This window comes from Paenibacillus sp. FSL H7-0331, from assembly GCF_001956045.1.
Genome location: NZ_MRTH01000020.1, coordinates 40,706 through 53,888 on the forward strand (window position 1 = coordinate 40,706; position 13,183 = coordinate 53,888).

Annotated in this window: 8 protein-coding genes; all 8 read left to right on the forward strand. The window is 45.1% G+C overall.

The window, feature by feature from the left end; genetic code table 11:
* The first annotated feature begins 43 nt into the window (after nt 1–43).
* The 8 genes from BK127_RS25630 (at nt 44) to BK127_RS25665 (ending at nt 13,170) form a co-directional block, all read left to right on the forward strand.
* Nucleotides 44–2,575 carry a glycosyl hydrolase family 95 catalytic domain-containing protein gene (locus tag BK127_RS25630; RefSeq protein ID WP_076234373.1) on the forward strand — a complete coding sequence of 844 codons (2,532 nt, stop codon included), beginning with the start codon at nt 44–46 and terminating at the stop codon, nt 2,573–2,575.
* A gap of 68 nt (nt 2,576–2,643) precedes the next feature.
* Complete coding sequence (locus BK127_RS25635; RefSeq protein ID WP_076234374.1) at nt 2,644–3,006, forward strand: cupin domain-containing protein; 363 nt, start codon at nt 2,644–2,646, stop codon at nt 3,004–3,006.
* 15 nt (nt 3,007–3,021) lie between these two features.
* Nucleotides 3,022–4,017: a Gfo/Idh/MocA family protein gene (locus tag BK127_RS25640; protein ID WP_083689578.1), complete on the forward strand. Its 996-nt coding sequence runs from the start codon at nt 3,022–3,024 to the stop codon at nt 4,015–4,017.
* A gap of 84 nt (nt 4,018–4,101) precedes the next feature.
* Entirely contained in the window at nt 4,102–5,868 is a 1,767-nt protein-coding gene (locus BK127_RS25645) for a glycoside hydrolase family 36 protein (RefSeq protein ID WP_179097597.1), read from the forward strand.
* Between the two features lie 488 nt (nt 5,869–6,356).
* Complete coding sequence (locus tag BK127_RS25650; RefSeq protein WP_076234377.1) at nt 6,357–8,663, forward strand: glycoside hydrolase family 95 protein; 2,307 nt, start codon at nt 6,357–6,359, stop codon at nt 8,661–8,663.
* Between the two features lie 121 nt (nt 8,664–8,784).
* Complete coding sequence (locus BK127_RS25655) at nt 8,785–11,082, forward strand: helix-turn-helix domain-containing protein (protein ID WP_076234378.1); 2,298 nt, start codon at nt 8,785–8,787, stop codon at nt 11,080–11,082.
* Nucleotides 11,083–11,316: 234 nt separating this feature from the next.
* A complete protein-coding gene (locus BK127_RS25660) occupies nt 11,317–12,198 on the forward strand; it encodes an ABC transporter permease (RefSeq protein ID WP_256711452.1) in 882 nt (293 codons plus the stop codon).
* A gap of 93 nt (nt 12,199–12,291) precedes the next feature.
* Entirely contained in the window at nt 12,292–13,170 is an 879-nt protein-coding gene (locus BK127_RS25665; RefSeq protein WP_218639038.1) for a carbohydrate ABC transporter permease, read from the forward strand.
* Nucleotides 13,171–13,183: the final 13 nt, after the last annotated feature.

The following is a 13,183-nucleotide window of genomic DNA, read 5'->3' on the forward strand; positions in this document are numbered from 1 at the left end:
GGGGACTTTTTGAACTACCTCTAATAGGGAGAGTGACTTCATAATGAATTATCGAGAGCTTGTTTCGCGGGGGGACCTGCACTACGAACATACCGTTAAAAGAAGCGAAGGGGGTCTGCCAATCGGGAACGGAAGAATGGGTACTCTTGTATGGACTTCGCCATCCGCCGTTAAATTCCAAGTGAATCGTGTCGATGTCTATGCTAATGACCGTTCCACGAACAGTTTTAATCAACGGCATTTGGATTATGGTTATGCATGCGGATTTGTAGATATTGATTTTGTTGATTACGGTGAGGATGTTTTTGAAGACGGTACGATCCGGCAGCATCTAAGCCTTTATGACGCATTGGCAGCTATCGGGGGAAGTGAAGTGAATCTTGAAGCATTTGCCTATGACCATAGCGATGTGTTTGCCGTAAGCGTGCACGACGAAAGGGAAAACCCGCAGGGGATCAACATCAAACTGAAGATGCTCAGGCCGGCGGAAGTTGTGACAAAAAGCCATTCGGCCATCTCCAAGCTAAGTATGCATAAGGATATGATGATCTTAAAGCAGGAATTCAGGGAGGGAGATTATTATTGCGCTTCGGCCGTTGCCATTGGGATAAAAGGTCGTGACGGAGTCATCCGGATGAACGATGAGTTCGGCGGCAGGTCACCCGTAGGTGATTTCAGGGTAAGTAAAGTGCTGGGGCAGCCCAATGAAACGGAGATGCGTCTATGTGTTAAACCCGGATCGGGAAGCTTTGACATATTTATCGCCAGCGCGGCGACTTTTGACGAGAATGTAGATATTGCAGATCAGGCTATAAGTCAAATTGAATCTGCCAGAAATGCGGGCTATGAGAGTATGCTGACTGAGCATAAGGAATGGTGGAACGAGTTTTGGCACAAGTCGTACATTCGCTTAAGCAGCGAAGATGGGACGGCGGAGTTTCTCGAAAAGCATTATACGTATTATGTGTATCTTATGGCTTCGAATTCCAGGGGTGGCCAGTATCCTCCCAATTTTGGCGGCATGCTCCTCAGTCCTCGCGGGGATTTCAGGCATTGGGGAGCGATGCAGTGGTGGAGCAACCTGAGACTTTACTATAACGCTGTCCTCGCAACGGGCCATTATGAGCTCATGCAGCCGTATTTCAGCATGTATACCGGCATGTACGATTCCTGCGCAATAGCGGCCGAACAGCAATGGGGGAGCAAGGGCATCTACATCCCTGAAACGGTATGGTTTAACGGTGTGGATGAACTACCGGAAGATATCGCTACAGAGATGAGAGAACTCTATTTGCTACGGAAGCCTTGGGAGGAAAGATCTGAACGGTTTAAACAATACGCGCATAATAAGCATCCGCATGAAAGCAGATGGAATTGGAAGGGTCATGAATCATGGGTCGACGGCAACTTGGTTTATACGGATAAAAGCTGGGGCCCCTTCGGCTCAACATCTCATATGTTCGCTAATATTGCCGGCATCGCTTATCACTATTGGAACTATTACGAGTATACAAAGGACTTGGCCTGGCTAAGAGACAGAGCGTATCCGATGATCAAAGGGGCCGTCGAGTTCATGCGGAATTATCCCCATCTACGAAAAGACGATGACGGCAAATATCATATGTACAACACGATCAGTGGAGAAAAATATATCGGCGGCAAGGATACAATCCAGAGCACAGCAGCATTGCACGGCATTATGCCTGTTATGCTGAAAGCTGCCGAAGTGTTAGATATGGATCCAGAGATGAGGCCGGTATGGGAAGAGTTTTATAGTAATCTGGCCCCCCTTCCTAAGAGCGATCACCCGGAGGCTGTTTTCAAGACGAAAGATGATGAGCCTGCTGTATGGGTGGGTGCAATAGGTGACGTACTCGATAATAGAAGCGACATTGCTACGGATCCCATGCGGTATTTGAACCTTTGTTCCTTGGAAACGGCGTATGACAATCCGGAATGGTTTGAGACCGGCAAATCGACTTTAAAATACCAGGAGGCTCTCTTGGGAGAGGATTGGGGTAAGGCTGCGACAGAAATGTCATCTGTTGCCTCGATGTTGGCGGGAATGGGGCTTGCAGAGGAGTTTAAACAAGCAGTTTTGGCACAGCTGGAATGCATCAATGCGGACAGAGAATACTGCTATTATGCAGATACCGGCAGAGTCAAATTTTACGATAACCGATTGACCGTTCGGGAAGGAGTCAATGCCATCAGTGCGCAGAGGATCGGCAATTCGGCTAATGGTCTGCAATATGCGCTCTGTCAGAGCCAGCCGGCTGGACCCGGCAAAGAGTCGGTTATCAACGTTTTCCCGGCATGCCCGAAAGATTGGAACGCTGAATTTTCCCTTTGGTGCCATGGCGGCTTTAAGGTAACATCCGAAATCTGCAAAGGAGTTATCGAGTTCGTGAAAATCGAGTCCACACTAGGCGGCAAATGCCGGCTGAGAAACCCTTGGGGCGAACGTGAACTTGTTGTACATCAAGGAGATCATGTGCAGATGGTCTCGAAGGCTTCGTTGCTGGAATTTGATACAGATAAAGGAACTACTTATACCGTTGCAATATCACCCTGAAGATGTGAAACGGCAGCAGCGTGATCGATTCAATAAATCCATTAAATAACCATTAGGAGTGATATTCGGTGAAACAATTTCGTTTAAACCAACTAGCCGACGTTACAGAAGGACATATATTGAAAGATATTATGCCGGGGGATTACATCTCTTACGGCGGACTTGCCTTCGAGAGGCCGGGCGCACGCGCTCATACAAACGACGGTCCGGGAGGCATCGACTATCATGTGCATGAGGATTGCGAAGCTTTCCTGATTATGCAAGGCAAGGGCGTGGTTGAAATCAATAAAGAGCACTTTTACCCAGTAAAGACGGGAGATGTCGTCATTATTGAGCCAGGAGAGGATCATCATCTTACTTCAAGCGTGGAAGATCCTATTGTCGTCGTTTGGTGCCATGCCGGACAGTCCCGAAACAAAAATCAAATATAAAGAAGCGAAGAGAGGATGAGCACTATGAAGGCGGTTCTGGTCGGTTTAGGAAATTTCGGTTCAGGCTGGTACAAGAGATTAAGACATCATGCGGGCGTGCAGGCGGTATGCGTTGTTGAAGCAAACGTTCAGCTGCGGGAAACGATCGATCCGGAAACCCCGTTCTATTCGTCTTTGGAGGATGCGATCATCAGCGAGCGCCCCGATTTCGTCATTAATGTTACGCCTCCTCACATTCACACAGTTATTAACGAGATCGCGTTCGCGCATGGCCTGCCTGTACTCTGCGAGAAGCCGATTTCGAACGATATTATGGATGCACAATATATTGTCGGCCAGGCCGAGTTGAAAAACATCCCGTTCATGATTTCCGAGAACTACCGATTCTTCGCCCCGGTGCTGAAGGCGAAGGAGCTTTTAGACAGCGGCGTCATCGGACATTTGTCATCGGTACACATCGAATTCGACCGCTATCATGTCGTACCCGTTCCTTATTTCGGTCAGCTGGCCAACGGACTGCTGGAAGATGTCACGATTCATCATTTCGATATGATCCGTTATTTTACCGGTCAGGAAGCAGTGAAAGTGTTCGCCATGAACAGCAATCCGCCCGGAAGCTGGACGGAGACGACGACGATCCACCTTAGCGCTTGGATGGAGCTTGACGGCGGGACGGTCGTGGATTATCACGGCAACATGATGGCCAAAGGAAAACTGACCGAATGGTATGGAGATTGGCGTTTCGAAGGCGCGGAAGGCGCGATTGTGATAACGAGCAACCGAGTGCAGCTGATGAAGGAAGGAAAGGCCGATGAAGTGTACACCTTCGACGGGGTCGGAAACACGTTGTCGATCGATGAATTTCTCGCTGCTTTGAAAGAGAAGCGTGAGCCAAGACCAAACGGAAGAGATTATTTGAAGTCACAAAGTTTGGTGCATGCTGCAGCCGTATCGTCGAGAATGGGCAAAATGCTTTCCGTGGAAGAGGCACTGGGAGAGGTATATGCTTAACTTTGTAGATCAGACTGAAGGCTATATTCGAAGGTTGTGAAATCAATGGAATGAAAGAGGCTCAATATGCTAAATTTGGACGATATGAAAAAAAACAAATCCAGTGTCCGACTTTCCGACTGCACAACAGCTGCTGACCGTGATGTCACTGTAGAGAAAGCATGGGTGAATAATCTTTTAAGCGCTAAAGTTGTCAATCAGTCCGATCATTCACTGCGGATTAGAGAGGTTGTACTATTTTCTGGGGATATGCCGCTCGCCCCCGATACTCCATTTTACGGTGAGGGCTTCCAAATGCTAACTCAATACGGAGGGACGCTTTCTTCCCCCTATGTGATCGGGGCTTACGGAAAAGATCGGGACTTCTTCCGAGTTCCCGAAACTCCGTTTCATGAGAACTTATGGACGGTATACAATCTATTGGCATTGTCTCCCCAACATGAAGGGCACCTGCTGATGGCCTTTACTTCATGCAATCGCTTTTCCGGCGAGTTTCGATTCAGAGATTCCTATATAGAAGTGATTATGGATACAGAAGATTTAGAGCTGGGGCCTGGCCAGTCATGGGAATTGGAACAATTCATGTTTACTTCTGGAGCGAATCGCGATCTGCTCTTTCAAGAATTGGCTGAATGCCTCAATCGGAACCACCCTCGTATGCTTTATCCTGAGATCCCTACGGGATGGTGTTCCTATTATTGTCTTCGTCCAATAACTGCAGAGGGACTTTACGAGAATGCACGAGGTATGGTTGGGCGAATACCTGAACTGAAACGGATTCAAATTGATGGAGGCTATGCAGCAGCCGACGGCGACTTTTTAATTCCGAGTGTCACGCTTGGAGCAGACGTCAAAACGATTAGTGAAGGTATCCGGGCAACCGGGATCGAAGCTGCCGGCTATATATCTCCTTTTATTGTAGAACCGGGATCGAAGCTGATGCTTGAGCATCCGGATTGGATGGTTCAAGATCAGGAAGGCAAACCGTTCAATGGAATCGGTCAGAAAAAGAAGCTGCCTGAAAAGCAATGGTATATGCTGGACGGAACGCATCCTGAAGCCCAAAACTATTTGAGATCAGCTGTCAGGGTTATGCATGATGAATGGGGCTGGCGGTATTTTAAGCTGGATTTTCTGCAATACGGTGCCTTGCCAGGATGCCGTTACGACAAACAAGCAACAAGAATCGAAGCATTTCGCAGTGGCATGAAGGCGATTATCGATGAAGTCGGCCACGACAGCTTTATTCTTGGGTGCAATGCTCCTTTCTGGCCGCTACTTGGATTAGTCCACGGGAACCGGGTGACCAATGATATTGCAAGGGACTGGAAACATGTCAGTGGCAATGCGAAGGAGCTGTTTCCCCGTAACTGGCAAAACGACACCTTGTGGTATAACGACCCGGATGTCATAGTCCTCGAAAGAGTAACGTTGTATAACCAGACTATCAGTGGTGAAGTCATTGAGAAGAAATCGGATATTTCAGATCAAGAGTTCGAATTTCATAAAGCCTTTGTCCTGGCATCCGGAGGGATGATCCTAAGCGGGGACTTAATTCCAGCTCTGTCTGAAAAAAATATTCAGGTATTGAAGAAGCTATTGCCTCCAACCGGTAAAGCTGCCCAATTTGACGATGATACTTATACGATTGGACGAATAAAATTGGAGGATCGTTCTCTCATTTGTGTCTTCAATTTTGGCGATCAGCCTAAAGATATCGAGATCAGCCTGGATGGAAGCTATCGGCTTTACGATTTTTGGACGGATGAGGAAGTCGGGTACTTCGCCAATACGATGAAACTTAACAGCTTGGAGCCTCATTGTGCCAAAGTATTTTATTATGAGGTATAAGGGAATTACAAATCATACCTAGTATACAGAGCCTATAGATAGACCCAAAAGACGATTCTTCATTCAGAAATTGAATAAGAATCGTCTTTTTCAGAGGGATGGGAATAATGAGTCCGGCGAGAAACTACCCAAACATACTGAACAGCAACAGCGAGCCGGTAGGCGACAATGTTACCAAGTATGTCGAATCGGCTGCTTAAGCCTTGCATATAATTCGACTTCATTTAGAGTGACAGAAGTAAAATCCTATCATTAAGAATTGAAAGTGTCAATAAAAGTTTTTGTGGGTTCGTTGAATAAAAATATCTTATTTTTGTGCAAATACAGAGCAGTATTGGTCATTTATCTTCGATTTCCTTCTACTTATAATAGACTTATGTGTAGTTGAAAGAGTCATCGTAATGGTACTGATATGATTTCCCATTTAAGTTAAAGGATCAGTGCATGAAAACGATACGAATTGATATGAATATTGAGGGAGAACTATTATGCAGTCAAACCTACAAAAGCAGGAAACGAAGCTGTATTACCGCAAACCAGCCAAACGCTGGCTTCAAGCACTACCGCTTGGCAATGGGCGGATCGGGGCTATGGTTCATGGTGAAATCAATCGAGAAGTGATTCAACTTAATGAGGATACCGTTTGGACGAGAGGACCGAAAAACCGTAACAATTCAGATTCTTATCAAACAGCTGGTGAAATTCGGCGTCTTCTGACAGAGGGGCAGATTGAGGAAGCACATGATTTGGCGGATATGGGAATGATGGGCGTTTCGCGACGCCAGCCGCCTTATCAAACGTTGGGTGAGCTCAATTTGTTTTTCACGGGACATAAGGAGAGTGAAGTGTCTGACTATTACCGGGAACTGGACTTGGAAACTGGCATTGCCAAAGTAAGTTATCGTATCCGTGATGTCGTTTATACCAGAGAGGTGTTTTCCAGCGCGGCGGATCAGGTGTTGGTCGTGCGTTTGACAGCGGATCAGCCGAATCAAATCCAGTGTGGTGTTAATTTATTCCGCAAATTTGATGCTCTTACCGAAACCGAAGGTTCGGATACCGTCTGTTTGGACGGCCAGTGCGGGGTATGGGGAACACGATTTCACGTAAAGTTGAAAGCGGTTCTTGAGGGAGGAAGCAGCAGGACACTCGGAGACCACATTTATATGGAAGGTGCCGATGCCGTCACTTTAGTTCTGGCGGTGTCTACTGATTTCCGGCATAAAGCATATCGGGAACGCTGCGTGGAGGAACTGCAGAATGCCTGCGGCATATCATTCAGTCGTTTACGGGAACGGCATATCGCAGAGCATCGTCAATGGTTTGACAGGATGGAGCTGTCGCTTTCCAACAACGAGAGTAACAATCTGAATAGCCTTGCGACAGATGAACGTCTCGCCCAGGTCAAAAACGGTGAGGAAGATCTCGGGTTAGTGACGCTGTATTTTCATTATGGTCGCTATCTGCTGATCAGCAGCAGCCGACCGGGGACAATTCCAGCTAATCTGCAAGGGATTTGGAACGATAGTTATGTCCCTTCATGGGATTCTAAATATACGATTAACATTAACATCCAGATGAATTACTGGCCGGCTGAAATATGTAACCTGTCGGAGCTGCATTTTCCGTTGTTCGATCATTTGGATGCGATGCTTCCTAACGGCCGTGAAACGGCACGGGTACAGTACAATGCACGAGGTTTTATGTGTCATCACAATACAGACCTTTGGGGAGATACGGCGCCAACCGATTTCGCCCGGGCCGGCTTGTGGCAGATGGGGGCCGCATGGTTGTGCTATCATTTATGGGAGCATTATGCCTTTAGTCTGGACAAGGAATTTTTGACCGCACGTGCATATCCGTTAATGAAGGAAGCGGCTATTTTTATTTTGGACTTTATGATCGAGGATGAACAAGGGAATCGCCACCTCGGACCTACCTTATCTCCCGAAAACTCATACCGGCTTCCGAATGGGCAGATGGGGCGGATTTGTATGGACCCGGCCATGGATATCCAGATTGCCAAAGGGCTTTTTGAACGGTGTATCGAAGCCAGCAGCATTTTACAGACAGATGAAGACCTGCGAAGTCAATGGAAGGATGCCTGCGGTCTATTGCCCGAACCGAAGATTGGGCAATACGGACAGCTGCAAGAATGGGACGAGGATTATGAGGAGGTCGATCCGGGCCATCGCCACCTTTCCCATCTTTTCGGGATTTACCCGGATCACCAGCTTCTGCGCGAGGAAAGATGGTCAAGCGCGGCAAGAGTTGCATTAGAGCGCCGTTTGGAATACGGCGGTGGCGGAACTGGCTGGAGCCTGGCTTGGATTATAAGCTTGTGGGCGCGGTTTGGGGAAGGTGACCGGGCCAACGAGATGATCACGAAACTGCTGCGAGTAAGTACTGCTGATAATATGCTTGATCTTCATCCACCGCTTATTTTCCAAATAGACGGAAACATGGGGGCAACTGCCGGTATTGCGGAAATGCTGCTTCAATCTCATGAAGGAGTCCTTCGGCTTCTTCCAGCGCTGCCAACCTCATGGACTGACGGGCATGTAAAAGGACTTTGCGCACGGGGAGGATACGAGGTTTCGATCCGTTGGCAGCATAATCATCTGGAGCTTGCAAATATCCGTTCTCTTGCAGGAGGCATCTGTACCGTCCAAACACCGCTGCCGATTGAGATTACTCATGACGGACAGCCGGTTGCAGTAAGCAAGCGGTCATCCGGAGAAACCGAGTTTGCGACAGTGAAAGACGCAAGCTATGAAATTCGGGTTGTATCTTAATTTAATTAAGTCGTATTCACGATCGTTATAACCTACAAAGCTATACGTAAGACCAATCCCAGAATCAGGGGTTGGTCTTTAAGGTTTAGTTAAGTAAATCAGCACAGCGAGGAAGATAGTTATGGACATATTAAGTAAATGGTTTTATCGCCGTACGATGTATTCGAGTATTTTGTTTTCCTATTTGCTTATGCTCATTATCCCGTTATTAATTGAAACATTTAGTTACGTGCAATATTCCAATCTGATAAATAAAGAAACAGAAATCTATAATCTCTCTTTATTAAAACAATCCCAAAGGGTTTTAGATGACCGGCTTCAAAGTATTGAGGAAATGACAATGAACCTTTCTTTGGATACTCAAGTTCAACGATTTATTAATGTAACGGAGAATATGGATGCTGTGGATAAATACAATATGAGCAAGCTGATTGAAAGTTTAGCCAGATATAAGAAAACCAACAGCTTTATTGACGGCGTTTATATATATTTTCCGAATTCGGGTTCAGTTGTAACCGAATCTGCAAAATCGACTGTGGATGATTTTAATAAATATGTATATCGGTATGTGGACTGGGGGTCGGAAGACTGGAAATATTCGATCAATCAAGTTCACAACTTTGAATATAGAGCGGCTCAACTCACACTTAGCGATGCCTCAGCCCCAAGCAGCGTCATTTGTCTGCTCCAATCCGTATATCAAGGGTCGATCAAACAACCGGTAGCAACCATCGTGGTAACCATTGATGCAAAGAAGGTAGAAGAGCTTCTTTCAGACGGACCGTCGGCGTTTGGCAATCTTTATGTATTGGATCATTCCGGTAATAAATTGCTTGGGTTAGGGGACCAGACCTTGTTATCTTCCGTGCCTAAGGAACAACTGATCCATCAGCAAAGTTCGGGTATACAAGTGAAGAATCAACAGTTTCTTGTTTCCAGTATTCGTTCCTCCTACCGTGAAAGGCAATATGTATCGATTACATCCGTTGAATTCATAAAAAATGATTTAAAACGAATTACGGATTTAGTCATTCTTGTAACGTTTGGTTTAATCACAGTCGGGATTATCCTTGCCTTTATCCTTGCCAAAGGAAAGTACGATCCGATCAAAAAATTGGCTGATAGTTTCCAGGCAAAGATGGAAGCGGCTCCAGCCGATGCAGCTAATGAGCTTAAAGTAATAGAATGGGCTGCCGATACGGCTTTTAAGGAGAAAGAGTATTTCTTACAAGCCATGCAGAGACAGATGCCTGTTTTACGTTCCAATATGCTCTTAACCTTGATGAAAGGCAACATCACAGCCGAGGAAAATTCTCTTGAAGACATCGGGATTGAATTTAATGCTCCCTATTTCTGCGTCTTTTTAGTTCATGTCGATCAATATCACGAAAGTAAGCTTAAGGAACGAAACTTATCTAAATTTGTAATTAGTAATGTGCTGGAGCATTTGGGCAGGGAATTGGGACAATCGTATGTCGTAGATTTGGATATCGATCGGGTAGGGTTGTTGATCAACTTAGCCCATGATAACGTTACGGTTCGAATAAATTTACAAGATGCAGCTGCTAAAGCCTTAGAGTTTATTGGAGTTAAATTTAACAATACGATTACGATTAGTATCGGGGGTGTTCATGAAAAGCTGGAGGGGGTCTATCGATCTTATCAGGAAGCATTCCGTGCAATGGAGTATCAAATCATTAGAGGGTATAGCAGTGTCATAACCTTTGATGAAATTAAAGCCAAGCACAAACCGCAAACTTATATATATCCGATACAGACAGAGGAGCTCCTCATCAGCAGCATCAAACATGGCGATATAAAAAAAGTTCGTGAAATCATGAATGATGTATATGAAATGAATTTTGTATCTAGTCAATTGCCTCTGGAAATGGCCCGCTGTCTGTTCTTTGATATGATGGGGACGTCCATTAAGGTGCTGAATTCTTCGGTTACGGAGTACGAAAATATTTTTGACAAAGGCCCACAGCCTTACGAATTGCTTATTTCCAGCCGTACCATACAGGAAATGCAGGGAACGCTTTTGTGGATATACGAGCAAATCTGCGAACATATCCATGAGGATAAAAAAAGGCACAGCCATCAGTTGGAGGATCGTATCATCGCTTATATCCAGGAATATTATATGGATCCCGATATCAGCTTGACAAAGGTAGCCAGTATTATTAAATTGAGCCCCAGTTATTTATCTGGATTTTTCAAAGAACAGGTAGGAGAAAATTTTTTGAATTATGTAAACAAGCTAAGAGTGGATGCCGCTAAAAAGATTTTAATTGAACAATCGATATCACTTCAAGAGGTAGCAGCGAGAGTAGGCTATTCAAACAATGTGGTATTGATTCGAAATTTTAAAAAATACGTCGGAATGACACCTGGTGAATACAGGGAAAAGAATTCATAACCACCATAAGAAATGATAATGAAATTTATATAATCGTTTTTCGCAAATATAATCAACGATTTGAAGTATTGATTCTTTACCTGCTGCTACTGCTCCTCTATGATAAGCGTCAAGCACCAATAAATCAGGAAATGGAGGAGCGAGGGTATGAGTTTAATCCGCAATGAAGCAGGCAAGGATGCTTTAAGTCAGCAGCACGTGCTGTCCAGAATCATTCACATTCTCTACAAGGATATGATAAAGAACAAATATATTTACCTAATGATGCTTCCAGGTATTTTATATTATCTCATTTTTCATTATATTCCTATGTATGGAGCTACGATCGCTTTTAAACAGTTTACCCCAGCAGCAGGCGTTTGGGGCAGTCATTGGGTAGGATTTAAACATTTTCAAGATTTTTTTAACAGCTATTATTTTATACGAATCATCAAAAATACCCTGTTAATTAATTTGTATTCGCTGGTATTCGGGTTCCCAGCACCGATCCTGTTAGCTTTGTTATTAAATGAATTAAGGAAGCATTGGTTTAAACGAACGGTGCAAACATTAACGTATTTGCCGCACTTTGTCTCCGTAATGGTAATAAGCGGTTTGATCATTGATTTTTCTTCCAAAAATGGCTTGTTCAATGATATCATCGTTTGGTTTGGCGGCAGCAGGGGAAATCTGCTCATGGAATCGGAACTGTTCCGTTCGATTTTCGTCAGCTCCAGCATTTGGCAGGAGATTGGCTGGGGCTCCATCATCTATTTGGCTGCATTGTCAGGCATCGATCAGGAGTTGTATGATGCAGCAAAAATGGACGGTGCAGGCCGGTGGAGGCAGACATTGAACGTGACGCTGCCGGGAATTATGCCGACCATCATCATATTGCTCATCCTGAGAATCGGCCACATGATGGATGTGGGATTCGAGAAGGTCATCCTGCTGTACAACCCATCGACCTATGAGACGGCGGACGTTATTTCTTCCTTTGTTTATAGAAAAGGAATTGTCGATGCCAACTATAGCTATAGTGCAGCGATCGGTTTGTTCAACTCGCTCATTAACTTTATCTTACTGATTATGGCCAATAAATTAAGCCGGAAATTTTCGGACTCCAGCTTATGGTAAGCGGTTCTTACGATGCAAGTCTTGCTGCGCAAAACTCGGTATATGCTTACGATGCTAGTTTCGCTAAAGCGAAACTTTCAGGAGATGAAACATATGAAAAGAAATTTAAGTGAAGTTACCTTTGATGTGGGAAACGTCATAATCCTCTGCCTACTCACGATTGCGACATTATATCCATTTTTATACGTAGCGTTTGCTTCCATCAGCAGCCCTTCGGAGCTTGCGGCCCATAGCGGTCTGCTGCTGTTTCCGCGCGGCATTCAATGGGAAGCCTACAAGCTTGTGTTAAACAATCCGTTAATCTTATCCGGTTACAAAAACACTTTGATTTACGTTGTTGTCGGAACTACGCTAAATATCGTCGTGACGGCTTTAATGGCTTATGCTCTTTCCCGGAAAGGTGTCTTGCTGCGAAATTACATCATGATGTTTATCGTGTTTACGATGTTTTTTAGCGGAGGCCTGATCCCGACCTATCTGATGATAAAGGGTGTGGGACTTTTAAATACGATGGGCGCCATGGTTTTGCCGGGGTTGATCAGTACGATGAATTTGATTATTATGAGAACTTATTTTCAATCAATCCCCGAGAGCCTAGAGGAATCCGCAAAGCTTGATGGTGCAGGTGATTGGGTCATTTTATTCCGGATTATTATCCCTTTGTCCATGCCTGTTATTTCGGTCATGATTCTATACTACGGTGTAGGGCATTGGAATGCTTGGTTCAACGCTTCCATCTATTTGAACAAGTCGGAGTTATTTCCTCTGCAGCTTGTACTACGAAATATTCTGGTCACCAATAACACGGATGACATGATGGTTACGCTTGGAGTTAATCAGAAAGGTCAAGACATGAGCGAGGTCATCAAGTATGCGACGATAATGGTAGCTACGATTCCTGTGCTGCTTGTATATCCGTTTCTGCAAAAATATTTCGCCAAAGGCGTTATGATCGGTGCGATCAAAGGCTAAGCCATCCATCTTT

Excerpts from the sequence above, each read along its gene's own strand:
- BK127_RS25660 (WP_256711452.1), top strand. The coding sequence starts at position 11,317 with ATGATAAAGAACAAATATATTTACCTAATGATGCTTCCAGGTATTTTA.
- BK127_RS25640 (WP_083689578.1), top strand. The coding sequence starts at position 3,022 with ATGAGCACTATGAAGGCGGTTCTGGTCGGTTTAGGAAATTTCGGTTCA.
- BK127_RS25655 (WP_076234378.1), top strand. The coding sequence starts at position 8,785 with ATGGACATATTAAGTAAATGGTTTTATCGCCGTACGATGTATTCGAGT.
- BK127_RS25630 (WP_076234373.1), top strand. The coding sequence starts at position 44 with ATGAATTATCGAGAGCTTGTTTCGCGGGGGGACCTGCACTACGAACAT.
- BK127_RS25665 (WP_218639038.1), top strand. The coding sequence starts at position 12,292 with ATGAAAAGAAATTTAAGTGAAGTTACCTTTGATGTGGGAAACGTCATA.
- BK127_RS25650 (WP_076234377.1), top strand. The coding sequence starts at position 6,357 with ATGCAGTCAAACCTACAAAAGCAGGAAACGAAGCTGTATTACCGCAAA.
- BK127_RS25645 (WP_179097597.1), top strand. The coding sequence starts at position 4,102 with ATGAAAAAAAACAAATCCAGTGTCCGACTTTCCGACTGCACAACAGCT.